Annotated in this window: 22 protein-coding genes; 11 read left to right on the top strand and 11 right to left on the bottom strand. The window is 37.4% G+C overall.

Going from position 1 to position 24761, the window contains the following annotated elements:
* Positions 1-3: 3 nt before the first annotated feature.
* Both BFL47_RS07110 and BFL47_RS07105 read left to right on the top strand, forming a co-directional pair.
* Complete coding sequence (locus BFL47_RS07110; protein ID WP_069659110.1) at positions 4-651, top strand: hypothetical protein; 648 nt, start codon at positions 4-6, stop codon at positions 649-651.
* A gap of 22 nt (positions 652-673) precedes the next feature.
* Complete coding sequence (locus tag BFL47_RS07105) at positions 674-1321, top strand: hypothetical protein (RefSeq protein WP_069659109.1); 648 nt, start codon at positions 674-676, stop codon at positions 1319-1321.
* On the opposite strand, the gene BFL47_RS07100 is transcribed toward BFL47_RS07105, so the two are convergent.
* Positions 1318-1782, bottom strand: a complete 465-nt coding sequence (locus BFL47_RS07100) for a type I restriction enzyme HsdR N-terminal domain-containing protein (protein WP_069659108.1) — start codon at positions 1780-1782, stop codon at positions 1318-1320. The two genes, BFL47_RS07105 and BFL47_RS07100, sit on opposite strands and share 4 nt — an antisense overlap.
* 68 nt (positions 1783-1850) lie before the next feature.
* Between BFL47_RS07100 and holA the strand changes: the two genes are divergently transcribed.
* Positions 1851-2879, top strand: a complete 1029-nt coding sequence (holA, locus tag BFL47_RS07095; RefSeq protein ID WP_069659107.1) for a DNA polymerase III subunit delta — start codon at positions 1851-1853, stop codon at positions 2877-2879.
* Positions 2880-2924: 45 nt separating this feature from the next.
* Here the strand turns inward: holA and BFL47_RS07090 are convergent, their stop codons facing one another.
* Positions 2925-4256 carry a dihydroorotase gene (locus tag BFL47_RS07090; RefSeq protein ID WP_069659106.1) on the bottom strand — a complete coding sequence of 444 codons (1332 nt, stop codon included), beginning with the start codon at positions 4254-4256 and terminating at the stop codon, positions 2925-2927.
* Between the two features lie 81 nt (positions 4257-4337).
* Between BFL47_RS07090 and BFL47_RS07085 the strand changes: the two genes are divergently transcribed.
* Genes BFL47_RS07085 through BFL47_RS07070 form a run of 4 tightly spaced genes read left to right on the top strand, consistent with a single transcriptional unit; the run spans position 4338 to position 6755 of the window.
* Complete coding sequence (locus BFL47_RS07085; RefSeq protein ID WP_069659105.1) at positions 4338-5696, top strand: DEAD/DEAH box helicase; 1359 nt, start codon at positions 4338-4340, stop codon at positions 5694-5696.
* Positions 5696-5947, top strand: coding sequence for a hypothetical protein (locus BFL47_RS07080; RefSeq protein WP_069659104.1), 252 nt, complete (start codon positions 5696-5698; stop codon positions 5945-5947). Before BFL47_RS07085 ends, BFL47_RS07080 begins: the two co-directional genes overlap by 1 nt.
* Positions 5948-5996: 49 nt before the next feature.
* A complete protein-coding gene (gldC, locus tag BFL47_RS07075) occupies positions 5997-6326 on the top strand; it encodes a gliding motility protein GldC (protein WP_016195245.1) in 330 nt (109 codons plus the stop codon).
* A gap of 24 nt (positions 6327-6350) precedes the next feature.
* A complete protein-coding gene (locus BFL47_RS07070) occupies positions 6351-6755 on the top strand; it encodes a hypothetical protein (RefSeq protein WP_069659103.1) in 405 nt (134 codons plus the stop codon).
* On the opposite strand, the gene BFL47_RS20200 is transcribed toward BFL47_RS07070, so the two are convergent.
* Positions 6752-7546: a methylated-DNA--[protein]-cysteine S-methyltransferase gene (locus tag BFL47_RS20200; RefSeq protein ID WP_083257056.1), complete on the bottom strand. Its 795-nt coding sequence runs from the start codon at positions 7544-7546 to the stop codon at positions 6752-6754. The genes BFL47_RS07070 and BFL47_RS20200 overlap by 4 nt on opposite strands.
* 45 nt (positions 7547-7591) lie before the next feature.
* Here BFL47_RS20200 and BFL47_RS07060 point away from each other — a divergent pair, with 45 nt between their 5' ends.
* Together BFL47_RS07060 and BFL47_RS07055 are read left to right on the top strand one after the other, a co-directional pair.
* Entirely contained in the window at positions 7592-8251 is a 660-nt protein-coding gene (locus tag BFL47_RS07060) for a heme exporter protein CcmB (RefSeq protein ID WP_069659102.1), read from the top strand.
* 71 nt (positions 8252-8322) lie between these two features.
* On the top strand, positions 8323-9978 hold the full coding sequence (locus tag BFL47_RS07055; RefSeq protein ID WP_245681324.1) for a L,D-transpeptidase family protein: 1656 nt from the start codon (positions 8323-8325) through the stop codon (positions 9976-9978).
* Positions 9979-10244: 266 nt separating this feature from the next.
* Here BFL47_RS07055 and BFL47_RS07050 read toward each other — a convergent pair whose 3' ends face one another.
* A complete protein-coding gene (locus tag BFL47_RS07050) occupies positions 10245-11216 on the bottom strand; it encodes a beta-ketoacyl-ACP synthase III (RefSeq protein ID WP_069659100.1) in 972 nt (323 codons plus the stop codon).
* A 129-nt stretch (positions 11217-11345) separates the two neighbouring features.
* The gene (locus BFL47_RS07045; protein ID WP_069659099.1) at positions 11346-12497 is read right to left on the bottom strand and encodes an AI-2E family transporter; all 1152 of its coding nucleotides are present in this window, start codon (positions 12495-12497) and stop codon (positions 11346-11348) included.
* A gap of 405 nt (positions 12498-12902) precedes the next feature.
* Between BFL47_RS07045 and BFL47_RS07040 the strand changes: the two genes are divergently transcribed.
* A complete protein-coding gene (locus tag BFL47_RS07040) occupies positions 12903-14732 on the top strand; it encodes a MutS-related protein (RefSeq protein WP_069659098.1) in 1830 nt (609 codons plus the stop codon).
* Here the strand turns inward: BFL47_RS07040 and fmt are convergent.
* A complete protein-coding gene (gene fmt, locus BFL47_RS07035) occupies positions 14727-15656 on the bottom strand; it encodes a methionyl-tRNA formyltransferase (protein WP_069659097.1) in 930 nt (309 codons plus the stop codon). The genes BFL47_RS07040 and fmt overlap by 6 nt on opposite strands.
* A gap of 138 nt (positions 15657-15794) precedes the next feature.
* Between fmt and BFL47_RS07030 the strand changes: the two genes are divergently transcribed.
* A complete protein-coding gene (locus tag BFL47_RS07030; protein ID WP_069659096.1) occupies positions 15795-17015 on the top strand; it encodes an ABC transporter permease in 1221 nt (406 codons plus the stop codon).
* On the opposite strand, the gene BFL47_RS07025 is transcribed toward BFL47_RS07030, so the two are convergent.
* From BFL47_RS07025 to BFL47_RS07005, 5 genes are all read right to left on the bottom strand, one after another.
* The gene (locus BFL47_RS07025; RefSeq protein ID WP_069659095.1) at positions 17016-18359 is read right to left on the bottom strand and encodes a hypothetical protein; all 1344 of its coding nucleotides are present in this window, start codon (positions 18357-18359) and stop codon (positions 17016-17018) included.
* Positions 18349-18930, bottom strand: coding sequence for an RNA polymerase sigma factor (locus tag BFL47_RS07020; RefSeq protein WP_083257055.1), 582 nt, complete (start codon positions 18928-18930; stop codon positions 18349-18351). Before BFL47_RS07020 ends, BFL47_RS07025 begins: the two co-directional genes overlap by 11 nt.
* Before the next feature lie 103 nt (positions 18931-19033).
* Positions 19034-19840, bottom strand: a complete 807-nt coding sequence (gene mazG, locus BFL47_RS07015) for a nucleoside triphosphate pyrophosphohydrolase (RefSeq protein WP_069659093.1) — start codon at positions 19838-19840, stop codon at positions 19034-19036.
* 296 nt (positions 19841-20136) lie between these two features.
* Complete coding sequence (locus BFL47_RS07010; RefSeq protein ID WP_069659092.1) at positions 20137-21324, bottom strand: C1 family peptidase; 1188 nt, start codon at positions 21322-21324, stop codon at positions 20137-20139.
* Between the two features lie 128 nt (positions 21325-21452).
* Positions 21453-24704: an amidohydrolase family protein gene (locus tag BFL47_RS07005; protein WP_069659091.1), complete on the bottom strand. Its 3252-nt coding sequence runs from the start codon at positions 24702-24704 to the stop codon at positions 21453-21455.
* Between the last annotated feature and the right edge of the window lie 57 nt (positions 24705-24761).

The raw sequence follows: 24761 nt of genomic DNA, 5'->3' as shown, positions 1-24761 counted from the left end.
AATATGAAGTTTTCCGTTTATGTATTCGTATTGGTTTTTCTTTTTGGTTGTCAGCAACAGGGAAAAAATGTACAGACAAAAAAGAAAGTGAAAGAGGTGGTTGTGGATTCTGCTTTTCTTATTTCTTGTGAGGGAGTAGGGGAGATCAAGATCAATTATTCTTATGCTGAGCTTAAGAATAAAGTGGGAGCCAAAGCCTTAACGGAACATGAAAATTCTATTTATGGAAAGTATACAACGATCTGGGAGAATACGGCTAAACAGTTAAATGTGTATTGGAAGGAAAAAAGCCAACCTTTTAAAACTATTAAATATTTAGAAGTGAATAGTCCGGAATCTCCTTATGAAACGCAGGACTCGTTGCGGATTGGTTTAGACTTGCGCAGTCTGGTGAATAAGAATGGAAATATGCCATTGACTTTCAGAAACTTTTATGCGAAGGGAAACAGCGGACTTATAACTAGTTTTAATGGAGGAACGCTAGAGAAAAATAATTCTTGTGTAGCGGGTGTGTTAGAATGGACCAGTCAGGAGAATGTATATAAAGCAGATTATGACGCTTTTAAAAAGCAGGAAATAGTTGAATCATACGAAAAGATTCTGGATCATATTGAAGTACGTCTGAGCAGTATCAGAGTGTTAAATAAATAATGAATTTTAACTTAAAGATTTTATGAAACGATTGTTATACCTGCCGCTATTGTTTCTGTTTTCATGTACCAATAATTCGACTCAAAAGTTGCCTACCATTGCAGGATTGAGTGAATCAGACCTAAAAAATTCTTCGGAAATTACGTGTTGGGGAATTGGAGAAATTGAGCTTGAAGACTCTTATGCTTTTCTGGTTGAAAAAGTTGGAGAGGAAAATTTAAAGCAGGATTCTCTTTTTGAAGAGGGGGGCTTCCAAGGGATGGTTACCTCCATTTGGAAGGGTAGTGCTAAAGAGATTCTTGTGCACTGGAAAGAAAAAAAAGCACCTTATACAACCATTGAGGCTTTGGAGATTGCTCATCCTTCATCTGTGTATCACTTTGTAAATGGTATCAAGATAGGTACAACACTTTCTGAACTTGTTAAACTGAACGGAGGAAAGGACTTTTCTTTATGGGGTTTCGGATGGGATCACGGAGGGAGAATTAAGGATTTCGATAGTGGGTCCCTTTCAGGTGATCTGCCCTGTTTTAATGGAGTGTTAGCATTACCTGATTCTGCTATAAAAGACAAAGAGTTAATGGGTGACCGGTTAATCAAGGCCTCTACTATTTTGCTATCTAAATATGATCCTGCTTTGGTTAACATACGGGTTAAAAATGTAGGCTAACCGAGATCTGTATAGTGAGGAAGGCTTTCTATGAAAATGTAACTCTTAAGCTCAAAGTCGATTTGGCAATAGTAATGGTTTAATCCGTTGGTTACTGCTAATAGTGGTATGCGATGTATAATGTTATATCGCGCAATCTGATCAAAAACCTTTTGATCTATTTTAACTCCGGGAGCTTTGCATTCAATTAAAAGTATTTTCTGTCCCGATGAATTATAGGCAATAAGGTCTGTCCTTTTTTGTAGCGTATTAAGTTTTAGCCCTCCTTCTAATTTAATAAGTGATTTTGGATAGCCTTTTTCTTGAATAATATACTGAACGATATGTTGCCTTACCCATTCTTCAGGAGTTAATACCAGGAACTTTTTCCTTATCTCATCGAAAATATAATTGGTGTCTTGTATCTGTTTTATTCTAAACGGATAATAAGGGAGATTGAGTTTAACAGGATCAAATTGCACGTTTCAAAATTGGTAAAAAAAAATGATTTTTCAGCTTTGAGGATTCTGATGTATCTTAGCCTTATTCTATGACGGCTTCCACATTAATAAATGATCTTAAGGCGCGTAAGTTTAAGCCTGCTTATCTTTTCCATGGAGAAGAAGCATATTATATTGATCTTTTTAGTGATTATATAGAAAAGAACTTGCTTTCGGACGCTGAAAAGGGGTTTAACCAGACCGTTTTTTATGGAAGGGATGTCGACATGATGACAGTATTAAACTCTGCAAAGCGGTATCCAATGATGAGTGAATTTCAACTTGTGCTGATTAAAGAAGCACAGGATATGAAATGGGGCAAAGATACGGATGATAAGAAAAGTCAGGATCCACTCCTGGCTTATCTGGAACGTCCGCTTGCGAGTACGATTCTGGTATTTTGTTATAAACACGATAAGTTTGATAAGAGACGCAAGTCCTATAAAGCTTTTGAAAAGGCGGGTGTGGCTTTTGAATCGGCTTCCATCTACGACAATAAAGTGCCGGGCTGGGTAGAGGATTATGTCAGGGAAAAGGCGTACAGAATGAATCCTCGTGCTTCTGCGATGATTGCAGAGTATTTGGGGACTGACCTTTCCAAGATATCCAATGAGCTGGATAAATTAATGCTCAATATTCCAAAGGGAAATGAAATTACTGCTGAGGACGTACAGGATAATATAGGGATTAGCAAGGAGTATAATGTTTTTGAACTGCAGGCAGCTTTAGCAAAAAGGAATGTAATTAAGGCCAGTCAGATTATCACTTATTTTGCTTCGAATCCAAAGTCTAACCCTATACAATTGATTATAGGTGCATTAAATACCTGGTTTACTCGGATTTTGAAGTTTCATTACATAACGGATAAGAGTCAGCAAAATGTGGCTAAGGTATTAAGTGTAAACCCATATTTTGTAAAAGACTTTGAAATGGCGGCTAAAAACTATGAGTTGGGCAAAGTATTTGATATCATTAGCTTATTACGGGAATACGACTTGAAAACCAAGGGTGTTGATTCTACGGGTAATACAGACAGTGGAGAGTTAATGAAGGAATTGGTTTACAAAATTATTCATTAATTCCCCAGTTTTATAGTATGGGTTTTCTTAATAGCTTGGTTCGATTTAATTAAAGAGCAGTCTTTCGCCCATTTTTAGTTCTTTGAAGTTGCCCTGATCATACGCTAAATGTCCGGATACAATAGTATGAGTGACAGATGAATTAAAGGTATGTCCCTCAAAAGGACTCCACTGACATTGAGAAAGGAGATTGGATTTTGTTACCTGATTGCTTTTATTCAGGTCCACGAGTACCAGATCGGCCCAATAGCCCTCCCTTATAAATCCTCTCTTTTCGACATGAAAACAAATGGCAGGATTATGGGCCATTTTCTCCACAACTTTTTCTAACTGTATTTTCCCTTCCTTAAATAAGTCAAGCATTGCAGTCAAACCATGTTGTACTAATGGGCCACCTGATGGTGCATGGGAGTAAGACTGGCTTTTTTCTTCAATAGTATGCGGGGCATGGTCAGTAGCAATGATATCAATTCTATTATCAAGGACCGCTTGCAGAATAGCATCCCGATCGGTCATCGTTTTAATAGCAGGGTTCCATTTTATCCAGTTTCCTTTTTCTGCGTAATCCTGATCAGAAAACCAGAGATGATGAATACAAGCTTCTGCAGTAATGCGCTTTTCGCGAAGCGGCAGGGTATTCTCGAAAAGGTTGGTTTCGATTGCAGTTGAGATGTGCAGCACATGTAATCGGGAGTTGTGCTTTTTTGCAAGAGCTACGGCAAAGGATGATGATTTGTAACAAGCTTCAGCACTACGGATTAAAGGATGCATCCATGGTTTTAACTGATCGCCGTACTTTGCTTTAAATATTTCAAGGTTATTTCGGATGGTGCCTTCATCTTCGCAATGTGTTGCTATTAGCATAGGAGTAGAAGAAAATAGGGCATCCAATGTTTTTTCGTTATCAACGAGCATATTTCCTGTAGAAGAACCCATGAATACTTTGATGCCGCATACGTCTTTCGCATTGGTAATCAGCACTTCTTCCAGGTTCGTATTGGTGGCACCCATAAAAAAGGAGTAGTTTGCCAGGGAATTTTTTGCACCAATGGCATATTTATCGGCTAGAAGTTGTTGGGTAATGGTGTTTGGTACGGTGTTAGGCATTTCCATAAAGGAGGTGATGCCACCTACAACAGCAGCCCTGCTTTCGGAGTATATGGTCGCTTTGTGTGTTAAACCTGGTTCGCGAAAGTGGACCTGATCGTCGATACAACCGGGTAAAAGATGTAATCCCTCTGCATTAATTTCAAGATCTGCTTTTCGGTCTATGCCTTCATTGATTTGTTCAATGAATCCATCTTTGATAAAAACATCGGCTTGAAAAGTTTTACCTTCATTGACGAGGGTAGCAGATTTGATGAGAATAGATGACATATTTAGAAAGATTATCAAAAGCGAAGTTAAGCAATTATCAATCGGTGGGCATAGGTCATAACTAAATAGTATCTTTACTGAATGCCTTCTTTCGAAGATTTTAAATTAAACCGGCAAATTTTGAATGCAATTGCCGATGCTGGGTATACGGAACCAACACCAATACAACAGAAAGCAATCATGCCAATTCTTTCTGGTCAGGATATTATGGGTATTGCACAAACTGGTACCGGTAAAACGGCAGCCTATGTTTTGCCTATTCTCATGAAGCTAAAATATGCCCAGGGAATAGATGCTCGCGCCTTGATACTTGCTCCTACCCGTGAGTTGGCAATGCAGATTGAACAAAATATAAAAGAATTCGCGAAATATACCGATCTGCGTACTGTAGTGATTTATGGTGGATTGGGACCAAAGACTCAGATTGAGCAAATTGCTGCCGGACTAGATATTTTGGTAGCAAGTCCCGGTCGTTTTCTTGACTTATACCTGGAAGGACATATTTCTACCAAGTTTTTGCAGTTTCTGGTCATAGATGAAGCGGATAAAATGATGGATATGGGATTTATAGGATCCATTCACCGTATTCTAGAAGTCGTTCCCCGCAAACGTCAGAACCTTTTGTTCTCGGCAACAATGAGTGAACTGGTACATAAGATCTCCGGTGACTTTTTGAAGTTTCCTACCATTGTAGCGGTTGATCAATCAGCTACTCCAGCGGAAACAGTGAGACAGTTGATCTATTATGTACCCAATTTAAAAACAAAAATTAATTTACTGCAACATCTGCTTAAGAATGTGGAGGACTTTCATAAGATCATGATCTTTTGTAAGACCAAAACGGTGGCCGATAATATCTTTAGTTACCTGAAGAGAAGACATGGAGAAGATCAGGTTAAAGTTATTCACGCCAATAAGGGTCAGAATACGCGGATTAACTCCATTAACGCTTTCAAAGAAGGTGAAATTAGGATTTTAGTAGCAACAGATGTAGCCTCCAGAGGGATTGATGTAACTAATGTGAGTCACGTGATTAATTTTGATGTACCGATCATTATCGAAGATTATGTACATCGGATTGGTCGTACAGGTCGTGCATTGAGTACCGGAGATGCGATCACCTTCTGTAATGAAGCGGAGCAATATTATGTGCGGAAAATTGAAAAGCTAATCAGACAGCAGATCCCTAAGGCGGAAATCCCTGAAGGTGTTTTTGTTGAAGAGACCCCGTATGAGGAAAAGCAGTATATTGCCAAGGAGATAGATTTACAAAAAAGGAAAGATGACCCTGATTTTAAGGGTGCTTTTCATGAAAAGAAATTTGCTATAGCCGCTAAGCTAAAAGCTTCAAGAGCTTATCAGGGAGGCGGTTCTGGTGGTAAAAGTTCAGGAGGAAAGTCACCAAAGCAACACTCTTCGCGAGGGGGTAAAAAAAGATAATGGCTATAAGGTTAACTCCTTTAAATATTACTTCCTCTGCATTGCTGGTGACTATTGGATACACCTTTTTAGATGCTGATCATCCCGGATACAGCATCAATATCTGGTTACTGTTCAGTCTTTTTTTACTCAGCACCTGCTCCGATATTCTTTTTAGGGGAACAATTAAAGATTTAAAACGTGTTTGGTTGATAGAACTGCTTTTTGTTGTTCTGGTTGCAGCACTAACGCTTTTGTTAAAGCGTATTTAAGGATAAGCAGTCAGGATATGATCTCCTGAGTGTAATGTAAAATATAGAGATGAAAAAAGCAGAAATTAAAATCACGGTAGAGTTAGACGACAATAATGTGCCTGAAAATATAACCTGGGAATCTACAGATGCAGAAACTCAGGAACGGTTAGCAGCAAAAGCGATGATGCTTTCCTTGTGGGATCATAATTACAAAAATGCATTGCGGATTGATTTATGGACCAAAGAGATGCCCGTAGATGAGATGAAACGCTTTTTCTATGAGACATTGCAGACGATGGCCGATAGCTTTCTCAGGGCTACAGGAGAGACGAATATTGTTGAAGATCTCCGGGATTACTGTGCACATTTTGCAGAGAAAATGGAGATTAAACAATAGGTTTGTTGAGTTTTAAACGTTATCATGAAATCTAAAAATTATTTCGGTCTTTGTGGTTCATTCCTTGTTATTGCAGGAGCATTGAGCCCTTTAGTTCATATTCCAGTAATAGGTAACTGGAATTACCTGGATCTGCATTCTGGTTTAGCAACCGTCGTATTAATTATTGCGGCTATTGGGGTATTTGCTTCTTTATCCGGGCGTAATGGATTATTGAAGTTTGCAGGTTGGGCAGAATTGGTTCTGGTGCTTTTAACCCTTTCCGCTGTATATTTTAAAGTAAATGACTCATTTAGTTTTATTCCCCTTAAAAGCCTAAGCCGGGTAGCCGTAGGCCTTGTTCATTATAAATGGTTGGGATGGGCACTATTAGCCCTCGGTTCTGTTGTAATGATCGCCTCTGGTTCATCAAGAAAGAAGAAAATTTAAAATAACAGAGTTTGTCCTTGTTTGGTGACTTTAGCTTCATGTTCAAGGAGCCACTTCTTACGCCAAAGTCCACCGGCATAACCAACAAGATCACCTGAACTTCCAATAACACGATGGCAAGGAATGACTATAGCTAGTTTATTCCTTGCATTTGCATTTGCTATCGCCCTGATGGCTAATGGTTGTTTCATGAGTGTTGATAGTCGGGCATAGCTGATAGGAGTTCCTGCAGGTATCTCGCAAAGATTAGTCCAAACCCGTTGTTGAAAGGGAGTGCCCTGAGGTAACATAGGAAAGTCAAATGATAAGCTGTCGCCATTGAAATAGGCGTTTAACTGTGATTTGCAAAGTTCTATTACTGTATTGGTGTTTTCTGGAATTGGGTTACGATCCGTTGATGCACCACCTTTACTGTTAAATATTTCAAGTATTGGATTATTATCCTCCAGGATACTTATTTCATTATTGATGTTTTTTGATCCTGCTTGCCTGTCATCAATGGAACCTATTCTTTTTGTAGAACGTTCTGCTACTCCTGTATGATCTTCAAGAAAACGAATTTCATCAGTAGCCTTTTTAGGTATTGCCTTACTATTATCCAGAATATTTACATCATCTTTTTTGTTTTCTTGTGCTGCTATACCGTTTTGAAGAGAACCAATTTTAGTGCTGTTTTCAAGAATTATTTTCCTGTCTTCTAAAAATTTAATTTCATAAACAGCCGTTTCTGTAGCATAAATAGCGATATCTCCAAGTGGACTTTTTATTGTGGATGAAAACTGTGGCTCCATACACGAATATAAGTATTTCAGAAGGAAGAAGGTTATCTTTGTGTTATGGATTTACTGGGACATGTGGGATTTCTTATCAGGAAAGAGATCGTATTGGAATGGCGTTCGAAATATGCATTGAATGGCATACTGTTATATGTAGTATCAACCATATTTGTATGTTACCTGTCATTCAAGCAGATTAATCCGGTAACGTGGAATGCTTTATTCTGGATCATTATGTTGTTTGCTTCGGTAAATGCTATTTCAAAAAGTTTTTCACAGGAGAATTCAGGCAGGCAATTGTATTATTATACCATAACGAGTGCCAGGGCAGTAATCTTATCCAAAATAATCTATAATATCTTACTGATGTTGTTGCTGTCGTTGATTGCTATCATCTTTTATACCTTGGTTTTTAGTAATCCTATTGGTGATCCCTGGTATTATCTCTTGTCCGTTGTAATTGGCAGCATCAGTTTTGCATCAGTTTTTACTATGATATCGGGGATATCCTCTAAAACAGGTAATAGCAGCGCATTAATGGCCATATTGAGTTTCCCCATAATTATACCATTGCTGATGGTATTAATTAAGTTTTCAAAGAATGCGATGGATGGATTGGATAGGAGTGTGAGTTATAATGAAATGGGTGTTCTAGCTGCTATAAATATTATTATAATTACGGTCTCCTTGTTGCTTTTTCCTTTCCTTTGGAAGGACTAATAAGCGCCTAGAATTCCTTGCAGGATATCAAACTAAGCATTGCTTTTATGGTTACTAGTAAAACACATACAATGATAAAAATTTCTTTTATATCAAGATCTAATGTTTTTTATTTGGCTTCATCGTTATTGCTTTTCTTTTTGGCAACAGGGTGTAATAAACGTAAGTCTGCTGAAAAGACTGCTCTGGATAGCACCTATATTGTTACCTATATGAATGCAGAACCCAAGTTTAAAAATCAATTAGGTTGGGCTAAGTCATTTTATAAAGCGAGGTCATATCAGCTTGGTTGGTTTAAAAATGATGAATTGGTGCCTCAAGCATCTAAATTAATTCAAATTATAGATAAATCTGCTGAGGAAGGACTTGATCCTAAAGATTATCAGGTAGTAGACCTGCGCGGATTAATAAACCAATTTAAGGGATCTTTGAAAGATAAGGAGTTAAGAGACTCATTGGAAAAGCAAATCGATCTTGCTTTGTCTGCTACTTACTTTAATTGGGCTGCTGATTATTATCGTGGTTTGCTTGCACCTAGGGAAAGCCGGAAGGCGGATTGGGACATTAAGCTAAACAAAATGAAACTTGATCTTTCCCTAAAATCCATGTTAGAGGAGAACAGAGATGATGATTTGTATTTTAAGCCGAATCATGTTGAATATGCTAATTTAAAAAAGGCTCTTGCTAATTACCGTGAGGTACAAAGTGCGGGTGGATGGCCAAAAATACCTGTTGGCTCAACTGTTCAGGAAGGAAAATCTTCTGCAGTTGTTCCTCTTTTAAATCGAAGGCTTGCGGGTTATTTAGTAAAGGATAGTACCATGCTGGCCAGTGATAGTACCACTTTTTCAAAAAATTTAAAGTCAGCGTTAAAGCAATTTCAAAGTTTGAATGGACTAGTTGTTAGTGGAAGATTAGATAAAAAGACTATAGAGACTTTAAATATTCCCGTTGAAGACCGGATTAAACAGATTGTTATTAATATGGAGCGATGGAGATGGATTCCTCAAAGCTTTGAGCCTGATTATCTTATTGTTAATATACCTGAGTTTAGGCTTCATGTATATGAAAAGGGGCAGGATAAGATGACCATGAAAGTAATTGTAGGCAAAACGCTTCATTCAACGCCTATATTCAATGATAAAATGGAAGATGTCGTAATTGCTCCCTATTGGAATATTCCTCCTGGAATTCTTAAGAAGGAAGTGGCTCCTCAAGCAGCAAGAAATCCCGGTTATCTGGCATCAAAGGATATGGAAGTGGTAATTAGAGGGAGCAATACAGTAGTAGATCCTAAAAATGTAAACTGGTCTTCTGCAGGTACATCAAGCTTTAAATATTTGGTTCGTCGTAAACCTGGTCCTCAAAATGACTTGGGTAATGTAAAATTCATCTTTCCAAATTCCCTGAACATTTATCTTCATGATACACCTGGTGATGAGCTGTTTAATCAATCAAAGCGCGACTTTAGTCATGGCTGTGTGCGGGTAGAGCGGCCAATGGATCTGGCTGTTTACCTATTGCGGAATGTTAAAGGTTGGGATAAGGCTAGAATTGAGGAGCAGATAAAAAAGAAAAAGGAACGATATGTGCCTTTGAACGAGAAGTTACCCGTTTACCTGGTGTATTTTACAGCTTCAGCTGATGCAAATGGTCGGGTACGTTTTTTTGAAGATATATATGATCATGATAAAACATTGAAATCATTATATTTTAGTAAACTTTAAAAGCAACAGTAGCGTATGATCGTTTATTTATTGCGATGGTAATTGGGCCGAATTTGCCTCATAATAACAGATATTAATTCGAGTCTTACAGCTGGCGTTGATGAGTTTAAGGGTTACTCCTTTTTTGGTAGAAGATCAGATAGTAACCGAAGAGGTTGAAGCTGATTCTGATTTTTTATTTGTGATTAAATAAAGATTTGTGATTAATTAAAGCATTGTTATTACGGGCAGACAGACAATACCGCCAGGCTTTCTCTGTCTTTCTTTTAGAGTGTTATTAATGTGCCTGCAAAACTAAAGCCTCCTCCAAAACCTACAAGTAAAATGCAATCCCCTTTTTTTATTACACCTTTCAAATACGCTTGGTGCATAGCAATGGGTATCGAGGCTGAAGAGGTGTTACCAAAGTATTCAATGCTTTGTGGCATCTTCTCAAGGGGATAACCGATCTGTCTGGATACGGCCTCTATGATGCGTAGATTTGCACTATGAAGAATGATGCGATCTATTTGTGCTAGTGTTATCTTGTTCTTAATTAGTAACCTTAAGATGGTATTTGAGGCAGTCTGAACGGCCCATTTAAATACAATTCTGCCACTTTGATGACTTTTGCTGTCCGCTAAAATTGGCGTTTCATTGATCATGGAGGAAAGGGTAGATCGATACAGGTGTTGCCCTCCACTTCCATCAGTTCCGAATATAGATTCCTTTATGTTTTCTTCTGTTGAGGCTTCAACAAGAGCTACTCCTGCACCATCGCCGAATAGAATACAGGTGCTCCGGTCTTTAAAATCAATTATTTTTGATAGGGTGTCTGCTCCAAATACCAGGACTTTGCTGCAGGTACCTGAACTAATTAAACTTTTTGCGACTATTAATCCGTAAACGAAACCTGCGCAAGCGGATGAAAGGTCTATTGCACCAGCATCATTAATTTGGAGCTGATGTTGCAATTTGCTGGCTACGCTGGGTATGGTATGATCAGGTGTTGTGGTGGATACAATGATGAAATCCACATCAATTAGCGTAATGGATGGATTTTCCTTAATTAAATTGAGTGCAGCTTTAACACATAAGTCGCTGGTAAACTCATCTGCAGAAGCAAAGCGTCTTTGAATAACTCCGGTTCTTGATTGAATCCATTCATCAGAAGTGTCCACAATGGTTTCAAAATAGTTATTGTGTACAATATTATCCGGAGCATAAGAACTGAAGGAACTAATCTTTGCTTTTATCATATTTTGAAAAGGCAAAGGTAAGTATTAAAGGAAAGACAATATTAAAACATACCTCTACATTTAATAGGTTTTGTTTTTACAGTATGGGTTATTGGATAATGAAAGGTTAATTTTTTTTGTACTTCTACCTTAATTAGTATGTCCATCCCCAGGAACAGTATGATTTTCAACTTCCAATTCGTTACGTACATTATCTGACCTCATTCGCAATCGAGAATTATTCATCGGGCTTTCTTTAGGGTTTTCATCCCCCAATAAAACACCCCAGGGTTTAAATATCTCTGATCGGTCAAATATTATCTTCATCACAGCAATAATTGGGAGCGAAAGAAACATGCCGGATATGCCGGCAATTGCTCCTCCTGACAATACCCCAACAATAGTAGCCATTGCATTAATTTTAACTTTTGAACCGACAATTCTAGGCATCAATATATTGTTATCTAAAAACTGAACAAAAGCAATAACAAAGAGTACAATCAGAACCGGGGTTAGCTCTCGAGATGAAGCTAGTGTTAAAATTACGCCAACTAAATTACCTATTAACGCACCTACGTATGGTATCAGATTTAAAAAAGCAAATAATACGCCAATTAAAAGTGCATGTTTTATGCCTAAAAGCAACAATATCCCTCCTAACATAATGGTCATATAGGTAATCTGTATCAATAATCCCATCAAATAACTCTTAATAATTGATTCGCTTTCTCCAAGTACATCCTCAACTTTACCATGTTCATCTTGAGGGAACCACATGAAAACAAAGCGTAGAAGGAGGTTTTTGTAGGTAAGCATCAAAAATACATAAATGGGCAATAGGGCAATAAAGACAAGTGTGGAAGATAATGATGTTGCTGCACCTGTTAATAAGGCACCGGCATAGGTAAGGAGTTTATTGCTTTGTTCGTTAATGAAAGTGAGTTGCTCGGTAGTTGAAAAGTGACTTATGGAATTAATCCATAGGCTTATAGACTTAAGATGCAAGGAAACGTTCTTTTGAATTTGAGGGAAATCAGATACTAATCGGCCAACCTGCGAAGAGAAAAACCAGCCTATCAGTGCCACCAGCGTTGCCATAATTAAAATTGGAAGGAAGATGGCCAGCGAATTGGGGAATTTTAATCTTTTGAAAAAACGATAAAGGGGAAGCAATACAATGCTGATAAAAAATGCCATAACTAAGGGCATTATAATATTATTGGCAAGAATAATAAGGGCTACAATTAAAAAGACCCCTAGTAGTTCAATTGATCTTTTAACTGTTATAGGCATTTCCTTCATGTTTTTCAATTTATAAATTCAACACAAAATAGTTAATTAGGTTGTAATTATTCTAATATTTTAGATTTTAATAGAGAAATAAGGGCACTCAAATCTAACTTATAATTAAACAGCACCTTCCTTTCACATCCTACCCACCTTCTCCGCACCTTTTCCGCTCTGGATGAAAATAAGGTGGAAATTAGACCAGAATTAAATCTATTCCATTTTAAAGTTGTACTTACCGATCTTCAGTTTAAAACAACATGCAATTATAAGTTTTTTGTTCTGCTCATTCTTTGTTGTTTTTCTTTTCATGAAACAGGATATCGAATTTAGAAGCTGAAACAGATTTTGAACTTCTTTATTTTTCTGTTCAATTATAATATTTGACCATTATTGAAATCTTATTGGTATACTTAAAACATGAACAAAGATGTCGCAGCTTATTATAGTGAGAAGGTGGATTTGGCGGAAAAGGAGATTGTCAGACTAGATAAACGCATTAATTTTTATTCTTTTTTGCGTGTTTTGGTTCTTGTAGCTGCTACATTATTAATGTGGCAGAGTGTTAAGCTTGAGATCATCTGGACTGTTTATTTTTCTATTTTTTTAGGGATACTGGCGTTTGCTTATTTAGTAAATAAGCAAAGTAAATTTTCAGCACAGAAACAATTTAATTTGTCTTTAAAAAAGGTAAACCAAAATGAATTAGGAAGTCTGAAAGATAGAAGCACTATTTATGATGATGGTACGCAATGGATTGATGATAATCATAGCTATACCTCTGACCTTGATATCTTTGGGAAGTTATCCTTGTATAGTTTGGTAAATCGCTGTGCAACCTCATTTGGTAAGCTGGAAATGGCAGAATGGCTCAAGGACAGTAGTTCTAAAGTGGATGTAGGATTAAGACAAAAGGCAGCTATTGAATTGGCTACAAAGAAGAACTGGAAGATGCACTTTCAAGCCAACCTATTGTTTGCACATGAAGAACAAGGTAAATCTAATATCAATGGATTGTTTAATTATCTGGAAACAAGTGTTGACCTGCATAAATCCTGGATAGCATATTATGTTAAATTTGTTCCCTATGTCTTTTATGGTGCCGCAATTGGTGCTTATTTCTATCCGCCTTTTCTATTGCTGATGTTCCTGTCCGGACTTGCAAATATTACTCTTGTTTTAGCTTATAGTGGTAAAGTAAATCAAGCGCTGAATATGACAGGAAAGGCTGGCCAGATCTTGTCAAAGTACTCTGATGCGTTTAGAATGATAGAAGATGAAAAATGGGAATCTCCTTTGTGTATTACGCTATCTAAAACATTAAATCCCTCCGGCTCTGCCCAGTATACTTTATCCCATCAGGTTAAAAAGTTAGCAGAGATCTTAGGGAGGCTGGAGTATCGGCTCAATATGTTTGTAGGCCCAATTCTGAATATCAGTATGGCATGGGATGTGAAACAATACCTGCAGATTCAAGAATGGAAGATCAACAATAAAGAACATATCAAAAACGCCTTCCACAGTGTAGGATCATTTGAATGCCTGTTGAGTATTGCTGGTTTACATATCAATTATCCGGATTGGTGCTTTCCTGCTATTCAGGAAGATGAGTACTATACCCTCACTGCTCAAAATATAGGCCATCCGCTAATTCAGGAGAATGTTCGGATTTTAAATAATTTTCACCTTCAGGATGAACTGAAAATAGATATTATAACCGGATCGAATATGGCTGGTAAAAGTACATTTTTACGAACCTTAGGTATTAACGCAGTTTTAGCTTTCTGTGGAGCGCCAGTTTGCGCACATGAAATGCGACTTACAAACATGAAAATCTTTACCTATATGCGGATAAAAGATTCGCTGAATGAAAGCATCTCTACCTTCAAAGCGGAATTAAACAGGCTTCAGCTTCTTCTGGATGTATTAAACAGCGGTGAAAAAGTGTACTTCCTTATTGACGAAATGCTAAGGGGCACGAACTCAGTTGATAAATATTTAGGTTCCAAAGCAATCATTGAACGGTTAATTGAACAAAAATCTGTAGGTATTGTAGCCACACATGATCTCCAGATCGCTAACCTAGAAGATGAATATCCTGCATATATCAGAAACTTTTACTTTGACATAAAAGTAATCGATGAAGAGATGATGTTCGACTACAAGTTAAAAAAAGGCGCCTGCAAAACGTTTAATGCTTCCTTGTTATTAAGAAAATTAGGAATTCTGGTGCATAAAGAGGAGCTATAACCGATAGCCCCTTAAAAAATCAGTGATATTAATTCTCTTTTTGCCTTCCATCTGGATGTTTTCTAATAAGATAAAACCATCTGGACAAGCAAATTTTAAGTATGTTTTTCCATCACTTAAATGATTTCCAGGCTGCACTTCGTGGTTTGTTAATTCATATTTAGCGGCAAAAATCTTTACCGTCTTCCCGTCTAATGAAGTGAAGGCGGTAGGGTAGGGACTCAATCCTCTTATTAGGTTGTACACATCTTTTACAGGCTTGTTCCAGTTGATTGAACAGGTGTCTTTAAAGATTTTTGGTGCATGTTTAGGTTCTTCTGCTAATCCATTTTGAGCAATAACTTCCTGCTGTGAAATTTCATCATACTTATTTTCTTCCACCGCTTTCACTGTTTTTACTAAAAGGTTAGCACCAACAACCATTAATTTATCGTGCAATTCACCCGCTGTTTCATCTTCCAGGATCTCTACACTTTGAGAGAATAAAATATTTCCGGTATCAATTTCATGCTGTAGAAAAAAGGTAGACACACCAGTTTGTTTTTCGCCATTGATAATAGCCCAATTTATAGGAGCGGCTCCCCGGTATTGAGGGAGTAAAGAACCATGGAGATTAATCGTTCCTTTTGCGGGCATATCCCAAACCACTACTGGAAGCATTCGGAATGCAACAACAATCTGAAGATCGGCATTAAATGTTTTTAACTCTTCCAAAAAAGCTTCATCTTTCAGTTTCAAAGGCTGGAGTACCGGTAAATCATGTTCAACGGCATAACGCTTTACAGCAGATTCCTGAAGCTTCTGGCCTCTTCCTGCAGGCTTATCCGGTGCTGTCACCACTGCTACTATGTTCTGACCATCCTTAAGTAAAGCATCTAATGATGCAACTGCAAAATCGGGCGTACCCATAAAAATTATCTTCATTACACGGTTATTATTAATTAGGCCCTTGTGACATATGTTAAATATGGACGGATACTAAATGCAAGATTAAAGATATTCTGCTTATCTATGACTCAGAAAAATGTGCATCTTTGCTAAAATACAAAAATTATTTAAAGCTTGAATTTTTCATCTTTTGTTGCTAACAGGATAACCTTTCAGTCACAGCGAACTTTTTCAAAGTTAAGTGTGCGTATTGCCATCATTGGTATTATACTGGGTTTGGCAGTCATGATACTTTCTGTAGCTGTGGTTAAAGGGTTTAAATCTGAAATAAGAGAAAAAGTAAGAGGCTTTTCCGGAGATATCATCGTCATGAAGTATGATTTAAATGCATCATACGAAAACTCACCTTTCATTATCAAAGCTGATTCACTACAAATTCTTAGTAAAGTACCTAATGTGGACTATTACCAGGCTTATGCTTTAAAGCCAGGTATTATTAATGCCAATAATGAAATGGAGGGGGTGGTGTTAAAAGGGGTAGACAAAAACTTTCATTGGGATTATTTTAAAAATATTTTAATATCCGGACATGTGATTGACTTTAGCGACAGTGTTAAAGCAAAAGGACAGATCCTGATCTCAAAGGTCATTGCGGATAGATTACAATTAAAAACAGGTGATGATTTCCTGATGTATTTTGTACAGGAACCCCTTCGTAAAAGGAAATTTAGTATTGTTGGAATTTACAATCTGGGGATAGAAGAAGTAGACAGGACCTATGTCATTGGAGACCTCTCTGTGATACAAAGATTGAATAATTGGAAGCAAAATGAGGTAGGTGGGTATGAGTTAAGAGTTAAAAATTTTGATCGGGTAGATCAAACCTCATTAAATGTAAGTGATGCACTCAGCTTTGGCTTGCAGGCCTTTTCCATTAAAGAGTATTATACCACAATATTCCAGTGGTTGTCCTTATTAGACGTCAACACACAGGTAATTCTGGTTCTAATGCTTGCTGTAGCCACAATCAATATGATTTCAGCATTACTGATCATCATTCTGGAACGAACCAATATGATTGGTATTTTAAAGGCCCTAGGCTGTACCAATTGGGGAATACAGAAGATTTTTTTAAGGAATGCCGCCTACCTGATTGGCATAGGATTATTACTAGGAAATATAGTAGGCATAGGATTAGGGTTATTTCAATCCTATACTCATTTTTTTAAGTTGGATCAAGCCTCATATTATATGTCATTTGTCCCTGTTGAACTTGACTTACCTGATATAATATTATTAAATTTAGGTACCCTCTTGATCTGTTTACTTGTACTAATTATTCCTTCTACATTAGTGAGTAAGATTTCACCAACAAAAGCGATCACCTTCAAATAATTATCGCGTGGTAAAGCTCCATTTGAGGTTAAGACCTGCAGCACCAAAACGTAAATTTTGAGCTCCCAAGCCACCTAATGGATATTTTAAAAATGGTTCAAGAGATAACTTGCTCTGTTTGCCAATTGGGTATCCGTATCCTACTGATAGGTTAAGCATTCTTGCAAAGTCAAATGTACTTGAGTTGGTAGTAGTTGTTTCATCAGGATGTTCCTGAAATGCGTTTGATTCTAAAGAATTGTAACCATAAGCATATGTATACGTTTCATCAAAAAAGAAGTTAGAACTTAAACCTGCAACAATATAGAGCTCATTCTCTTTCCGAAACACGGTGTATTTTAAATTGATCGGGACATCCAATCCAAGTAAAGATGCGTCATATCCATTTATGGAGTAGTTAATAGCTGATGTTTTTGTTTCAGCACTGGAAACCATTAAATTACTAACTCTCGACGTGGAAGAGGTTATAAAAGATGCTGCTACTTGTTCAGGTATTCTTTTATTGTATTTAAGGGTGTTCTGAGCGAGAGATAAACCAGTTGTAAACTTCAGGTTGCGTGTTATGCCTAATTCAGATGAAACTCCCACACCAGTATTCATGCTAGATTTACTACCCTCAGCATAAGAAACATGACTGCCAGCGAAAAGACTAAATGAAAATTTGGAGTCTTTTTTAACCTTTACAATTGGCGCCTTATCGTTAGTCAGCACCGCAATTTTTGCTTGTTGTAATTTATCATAATTGTCTGCTACAGCAGATAACGGTCTATTTAGCTCCTTATAAGCTTGTATTTCAGTCTCTTCTGTGTGTTCTCGCAATGTAGTGAGCTCTTTATTCAGAGGGATACTGGTAGTTGTACCCGTATCTGCATTATCCAAAATAGCGTATTCCTTAGGAATTGATTCAGGTATATTTTTTGAATTTGTATGAAGAACTACAGATTCAGTAACACCTGATTTGATAAATTCAGGTTGCTTTATACTTGAATAAGTTGCCCTAACAGGTTGGTGAACTGTTTTTTTAGCATGTACATTAGAATCACTTGTCGTTTCTAATGTATTGTTATTTAAAGTTTGATCCACACTATTTTTAGAAATAGTATGAATCTTATCCTTATTAATATTCTGATCGTTAATGCTTTGGTTAAAGAATATCCATGTGCCCGCAACAAGTAATAATGCAGCAGCAACCGACCCTAACCAGTAAATAAACGGAGAACGTACCTTGTTTTCAGGGAATTTTTTACGCAACTCCTTCCAACCTAAATCAGCAGAATCATCTTCGTAAAGATTAAAAACATGCTGGATTCTTTTCAAAAGCTTTTTGTCAAAGTTATCCTGCATAATTACCCTCCTGTTGAATCCAGTGTTTCCTAAGCTTCTCTTTAGCCCTGCTTAAATACACCCTCGAAGAGCTTACCGGTATAGATAGCATTTCGCCAATTTCGTCGTGACTGTAACCATCTATTTCATATAAGTTAAACACCAGCTTTTGTGTTTCAGGTAAAATATCTAATAATTTTAAAATGTCCTTCGCATTAATGTTTTCAATAATATCAGGTGCTTTTCCAATATAAATAGCTTCATCTATATCTGCCTGATTCATATGTTTCAAATTTCTTCTTCTGTGATCTATTGATGTGTTCACAATAATTCGTCGTAACCAAGCTTTAAAAGGCTGATGTTCATTGTAAGATTGAATTGACTTAAATACCTTAATAAATGAATCATTAACAACTTCTAAAACATCATCCCTATTCTTTAAGTATCTCATTCCAACTCCCATGGCATATCCATAGAAATGTTTATAAAGCTTTTCCTGAAACTTTAATTCTCCCGACTTGCATTTCGAAATCAGTTCATCTTCAGAAAAGCTCTGAGTAACATGCATGGAGTTGGATTCGTTTTTAATCAATAAATATTTAAATACTGTGATGATATAAAACGATCTGCTGTGCTTTATAATGTATACGCAGACCTTTTTAATATTGCGACAACAAAAGAGTTATTTTTTAAAATTATATGGTTTTAGCTTCATTCCAAAAAATATCCATTTCTGCAAGAGTCATATCCTGGAGTGCCTTGCCTTTTTCGGCAGCCTTAAGTTCCAGGTACTGAAACCGCTTAATAAACTTTCTATTGGTTTTCTCAAGTGCATTTTCAGGGTTGATCTTGATAAAACGGGCATAATTAATTAATGAGAACAACAGATCACCAAACTCTCCCTCCGCTTTATCCATGTCAATAGGAGTGTCATCGGTGGTATTGAACTCCTGCTTAAATTCCTCCATCTCCTCTTCCACTTTTTCCCATACCTGAGATTTCTTTTCCCAATCAAAGCCCACACCTTTTGCTTTTTCCTGAATACGTGAGGCTTTAACAAGTGCCGGTAGGGAAGGAGGAACTCCGCCAAGTACTGACTTATTACCCTCTCTTAATTTGATTTGTTCCCAGTTGCGCTTTACATCTTCCTCATTTTCAACTACTACATCACCGTAAATATGTGGATGCCTGATGATGAGCTTTTCACAAATGCTATTCAATACATCAACGATATCAAAATCACCTTTCTCAGATGCAATCTTTGCATAGAAAACTAAATGAAGCATGATGTCACCCAATTCTTTCTTTATTTCCTGATGGTCACCTTCAAGAATAGCATCTGATAATTCATATGTTTCTTCAATAGTAAGATGCCTTAAACTTTCAATCGTTTGTTTTTTATCCCATGGACATTGCTCACGAAGCGTATTCATGATAGTTAAAAGGCGTTCAAATGCGGATGCAGGGTTATTTCCCTCTGTGGGAATGATGTTTTGAGGCATAGAAATATAGTTTAAGCAAAAATAAGTAAAATCAACATACTAATTAGGTGACCAGCTTAGTTGAAATTGTACACTGCCGACTATTTAACTTTATACGTACTATCTTGACTGTACGTACCATAAACAAACAAAGGGCTGTAAGCGATTATTCGCCTGCAGCCCTTTGTTTTGACTATTATGTTTTGGGAAATTTATAGTGAATAGCTCAAAGTAAGAGGAATTTACTATAAATCGGGTATGTGGAAAGAAATTACCTTAGGTAAAATGAGGCAATAATCATATTTATCTTACATGGTTTATTCTCCTATTTCTTTCCTGATAGCTGAAGGAATACCATTTTTATTAAGCAAGAACGCTGTAGATTTAAACCTAACAAAGTTTTTAGTTACATATAAATACCCTTTGTAATCGTTGGTTAAACCCCATGAATTCTTTACAATATAGTATTCTTTGCCATTTTGGTCTTTAGCTAAACCAACAATGTGCATGCCGTGATCATCAGTCGTATTGTAATTATCAAAATTCTGCTGTCTCATTTCAGGAGTGATTGTCATTTCCGGTTTCGGACCATCAAATAGTTCATTCTTCTGCTGATCCGTCATGTCGTCATATTTAATTTCCGGTACGTAAGCAACACCATTCTTCCAGCTGAAACTTTTTTCACTTACATCAGTTGCCCAAGCTACTGTAAATCCCTTTTTCAATGCATTATCAATGATTGTCGTAATATCATCGATTTTAACATTATAAACCTGGTCAAATGACCAGTTGTCGGGAACTAATAAGGTGAATTTTTTGTAATAAGGGTAATCCGTAAAAGAGGAAATTTCCACATAATCATCCGGGTTTATACCAACTCTTTCTTTTGCAAAGCTTTGAGGTGTATACGTTTTACCTTCATAGGTAAAAGACTGAGGTACCTTTCCTAAATAAGCGTCAATTGCTCCGCTATAAGCATTAATCCAGTTTGGCGTTAAGGTCTCATTTGCGTTTTTAACTACTGCTTCTAGAATGCCGGTCGTAATACTTGCCATTTCAGCAAACTTATTCTTCTTTGTGCCATAGTTTAAACCAGTATAAACGCTTTGTGGAACAGTACCATATTTACGGTACATATTGATTACGTCATGCAATGCACCTCCATCACCTAGCCCAACTGAACCATGCATCCTTACATAATTCTTACCCTTTTCAACATAAACATAGCGCGCAGTAAAAATTGGAGACAGTTCAACAGGCTTACGTCCTTGCTTAATCATTTCCGATTCAAGGAATGAGTTGGTAGAATAACTCCAGCAGGTACCTGATGATCCCTGGCTTTTGATCGAAGTGTTTTCTAAATTAATGATTTCTGTGAATTTAAATTTTTCTTTACTGTTAATGCTTTGATTGGAGTCTAATGATTTTACTAGATTATCCTGAGCAAAGCTTAAGTTTGTCGCTGCAAATAAAACAGTAACTAAAATAGAGAATTTGTACTTCATTAGTTTGTTAAAGTAATTATATGGGATAAAATTTCAAAAATAAGAGATAATAAACCGCATCTCTCTTGTAAGATCGTAAAAATAGGCGATCTATCCTTAAAAAGGCAGTCAATACTGAAATTAAATTATTAATCACATTCAGGATGGGTGAAAATAAACGTATCGGAGGTTCCTTCTGCACCCATTGTATCTCCTTTTAAGTATTGCCACCAGAATTTAGGATGTTCCTTGGGACGATTTCCTTCCTCATTCATGGTTTGAGCATCATAAAGCCTTCCATTAATCATAACAGATTTAATTTTTTCTGAATTTCTAATGTCTATAAGAGGGTTAGCATCCAATACAATCAGGTCAGCTAATTTGCCGGGTTCAAGTGATCCGATTTCTTTGGACATGCCTAAATAGTTAGCCCCGTTTATAGTTGCAGCTCGTATCGCTTCCAAAGAGCTCATTCCGCCCTGTGCCAACATCCACATTTCCCAATGCGCTCCAATACCTTGTATCTGACCATGAGAACCCAGGTTTATTTTAGTTCCTCCATCTGAAATGTATTTAACAGCCTTCGAAACCTCAATATGTCCATAGTCTCCAAATTCTGATGTTGTCCTTCTTCTGGATTTAACATCAATTATTGACCTTGGAGTAAAAGTTAAGAGCTTCTCATTTTCCCATACGTTAGTGCGGTCATACCAAAAGTTCTCTCCTGATTGCGCGCCATAACTCACAATAAGGGTAGGGGTGTATCCAGTCTTACTTGCATTCCATAGTGATTTTACATCCTTATAAACCGGAACTACCGGAATGTTATGTTCTACACCAGTATGTCCATCCAGAATCATAGACATATTAGTAAAAAAGGTAGATCCCCCCTCTGGAAAAACGTCCATTTTTAATTCACGTGCTGCCTGTATAATTTGCTGTCTTTGTTCTCTTCTTGGTTGATTGTATGATTTTACAGAAATAGCCCCTGCCATTTTTAACCTTCGTAAGTTGGAACGGGCATCATCCAGACTGTTAATAACCGCCTTGAAGTCACCGTCAGCACCATATAATATCGTTCCTGTAGAAAATATCCGGGGGCCTATAATGGTACCTGCCCGAACCATTTCTGCCTGACTAAATACCATTTCAGTATTACTTGATGGATCATGAGATGTGGTTACGCCATAAGCCAGATTTGCAAAATAACTCCAATCTTGTTGTGGAGATATTCCATCCGGACTAGTTGGTAAATGCGCATGTACATCTACTATCCCTGGCATGATGGTTTGATTGTCTGCACTTATTACTTTTGCGTCATCAGGTATTTGAACCTGATCAGCAGGACCCACAGCAAGTATACGATTTTGATCAATTACGATAGTTCCATTCTCGATCACCTCGTCCCCTTTCATCGTAATGATCCGGGCATTTGTAATCGCGATCTTACCTACAGGGACATCAGATTTTATCCTTAATCCGATCTCAATACCCGAAGTATCAATGGGAGGTAAAGTAGCCGGGGCACCTTCAGCAAAGCTAAATGAGTTCTTTAGCTCTCTGCTGAAATACTGAGAGCCTAATGTCCAGTTCAGCTTTTTACTGTCCCTGCTCCAGTGAATGTAAATTCCCGCATCCCTTGTCACCCTTGTTAAGGGCAAAGATTTATTTGTAGCAGAAAGATCGATTGCGTTCGCCGTATTGATCAAAGGAGTAATGTAGGCATTGAATAATTCAGTAAAGGCTAGCCATTTACCATCAGGACTCGGTACAAATTGACTAACATAAGTAGACACGTAATGAACGCGTTCGTTACCACCATTCAGGTCTACACTCATGTATGCCTTTTTATCATCTTTGCTGCTCTGAAAGAAAACCCGGGTATCATTGGCATTGAATGAAGGGCTAACGCCTTTGGAGGAAATCTTCACAGGTGTTCCTCCATTTACTCCTGTAATATAAATGCCGGCACCAGTGCCAAAAGTATAACCCAGCATCGCATTTCCCACTCCTTTTGTATAAACTATTTTATCACTTCTATTTGAAAAGTGAGGGGTATAATAATAACCTTTCTCCGTTGTTACGATGGTAGATTGTGAATTTTTCAGATCTAAACGTTTTATAGAACCCTTATTCTCATCATTCCAATTCACATATACCAGCCATTTGCCATCCGTACTAAATTCAGGATCATATTCAAAGTCAAGCCCCTTGGTAATCCTCTTAGGTTTTCCATCAGGAAGACTCTTTAGGTATATGAACCCACCCGAATTAAAGGCTACTGTTTTCCCATCTGCCGATGTAGTCAATTCTCTGATCGTCTTCGAATCAAACTCATCACTGAATACCTGATGTTCGAAGTTTAAAGCCTCTGCAATAGTCTGAGTAGATCTAACTTCAAATGGGATCTCGGTTACGGTTTGCGAAAGTATATCCAGATTCCTGATTTTTCCTTTTGCATAGAATACAATGTTCCGACTGTCAGGGCTCCATGCAAAGTTTGGATAAACACCAAATATAGCCCAGGTCTCCTGCTGATCGCGTGATAATTCAGTATAAACAGGCCATTCTTCGCCCGTAGAGAGATCATGCAAATAGAGAACCGACTTTAACCTTACCCTTTTTACAAACGCAAGCATTTTACCATCCGGAGAGATTTGTGGTCTTACCGCACCACCTGGTCCACCTGCAATTTGTGTCGTTTCCCCGGTTTCCCTGTCTAGGCACTTAATTGCGTATATTTCTTTATTCGGATCTTTATTGTACTGAAAATAGGGACCAGGACTTACATCTTCACTGTAATATAGGTATTTTCCATCAGGTGATACTTCAGGTTCCCCTGCATCCTGCTGATCATTCTTGCGTTTAGTCAGCTGAACACCCTCACCTCCAGAAATATGATACATCCACATTTCACCAGCACCCAATGAACGCGTATTTGTAAAATGCTTACGGGCAATCAAGTACTGGCTATCAGAAGTCCACACTGCATTATTCAGCAAGCGAAAAGTTTCTTTGGTAATCGAATGTTTATTGGTACCATCATTTTTCATGATCCATATATTGTCACCTCCTTCACGATCACTGGTATAAGAAATGAATTTTCCATCAGGACTAAATCTAGGCTGCACATCAAAAGCCAGTCCACCGGAAAGTAAAGTGGCTGTTCCTCCTTCAAAAGGCATTTTATATATATCACCTAAAAGATCAAAAACTATTTCTTTACCATCAGGACTCAGGTCCAGATTCATCCACGTACCTTCATTTGTACTGAATGAAACTACCTTAGAGGGGCTACCTGGTTTTTCAACATTCCATGCTTTTGTATCTGTTTTTTGCTGAGCAAAGGTCTGTTGACATAGCATTAAAGCTAATAAAATGAGTGTGTGTATCTTCATCATATCAATTTAAAGGTACGCAAAAATAGACCTTCTGATCAGAAAGTCGTTAAAAAACTA

The sequence above is a fragment of the Arcticibacter eurypsychrophilus genome (assembly GCF_001730525.1).
Classification (GTDB): Bacteria; Bacteroidota; Bacteroidia; order Sphingobacteriales; family Sphingobacteriaceae; genus Arcticibacter; species Arcticibacter eurypsychrophilus.
This window is presented reverse-complemented; position numbering and strand designations above follow the sequence as displayed.

What these genes read in the sequence shown, in the direction of transcription:
- BFL47_RS07110 (WP_069659110.1), top strand. Translation starts at nt 4, where the DNA reads ATGAAGTTTTCCGTTTATGTATTCGTATTGGTTTTTCTTTTTGGTTGT.
- BFL47_RS07105 (WP_069659109.1), top strand. Translation starts at nt 674, where the DNA reads ATGAAACGATTGTTATACCTGCCGCTATTGTTTCTGTTTTCATGTACC.
- holA (WP_069659107.1), top strand. Translation starts at nt 1,851, where the DNA reads ATGACGGCTTCCACATTAATAAATGATCTTAAGGCGCGTAAGTTTAAG.
- BFL47_RS07090 (WP_069659106.1), bottom strand. Translation starts at nt 4,256, where the DNA reads ATGTCATCTATTCTCATCAAATCTGCTACCCTCGTCAATGAAGGTAAA.
- BFL47_RS07085 (WP_069659105.1), top strand. Translation starts at nt 4,338, where the DNA reads ATGCCTTCTTTCGAAGATTTTAAATTAAACCGGCAAATTTTGAATGCA.
- BFL47_RS07080 (WP_069659104.1), top strand. Translation starts at nt 5,696, where the DNA reads ATGGCTATAAGGTTAACTCCTTTAAATATTACTTCCTCTGCATTGCTG.
- gldC (WP_016195245.1), top strand. Translation starts at nt 5,997, where the DNA reads ATGAAAAAAGCAGAAATTAAAATCACGGTAGAGTTAGACGACAATAAT.
- BFL47_RS07070 (WP_069659103.1), top strand. Translation starts at nt 6,351, where the DNA reads ATGAAATCTAAAAATTATTTCGGTCTTTGTGGTTCATTCCTTGTTATT.
- BFL47_RS20200 (WP_083257056.1), bottom strand. Translation starts at nt 7,546, where the DNA reads ATGGAGCCACAGTTTTCATCCACAATAAAAAGTCCACTTGGAGATATC.
- BFL47_RS07060 (WP_069659102.1), top strand. Translation starts at nt 7,592, where the DNA reads ATGGATTTACTGGGACATGTGGGATTTCTTATCAGGAAAGAGATCGTA.
- BFL47_RS07055 (WP_245681324.1), top strand. Translation starts at nt 8,323, where the DNA reads ATGATAAAAATTTCTTTTATATCAAGATCTAATGTTTTTTATTTGGCT.
- BFL47_RS07050 (WP_069659100.1), bottom strand. Translation starts at nt 11,216, where the DNA reads ATGATAAAAGCAAAGATTAGTTCCTTCAGTTCTTATGCTCCGGATAAT.
- BFL47_RS07045 (WP_069659099.1), bottom strand. Translation starts at nt 12,497, where the DNA reads ATGAAGGAAATGCCTATAACAGTTAAAAGATCAATTGAACTACTAGGG.
- BFL47_RS07040 (WP_069659098.1), top strand. Translation starts at nt 12,903, where the DNA reads ATGAACAAAGATGTCGCAGCTTATTATAGTGAGAAGGTGGATTTGGCG.
- fmt (WP_069659097.1), bottom strand. Translation starts at nt 15,656, where the DNA reads ATGAAGATAATTTTTATGGGTACGCCCGATTTTGCAGTTGCATCATTA.
- BFL47_RS07025 (WP_069659095.1), bottom strand. Translation starts at nt 18,359, where the DNA reads ATGCAGGATAACTTTGACAAAAAGCTTTTGAAAAGAATCCAGCATGTT.
- mazG (WP_069659093.1), bottom strand. Translation starts at nt 19,840, where the DNA reads ATGCCTCAAAACATCATTCCCACAGAGGGAAATAACCCTGCATCCGCA.
- BFL47_RS07010 (WP_069659092.1), bottom strand. Translation starts at nt 21,324, where the DNA reads ATGAAGTACAAATTCTCTATTTTAGTTACTGTTTTATTTGCAGCGACA.
- BFL47_RS07005 (WP_069659091.1), bottom strand. Translation starts at nt 24,704, where the DNA reads ATGATGAAGATACACACACTCATTTTATTAGCTTTAATGCTATGTCAA.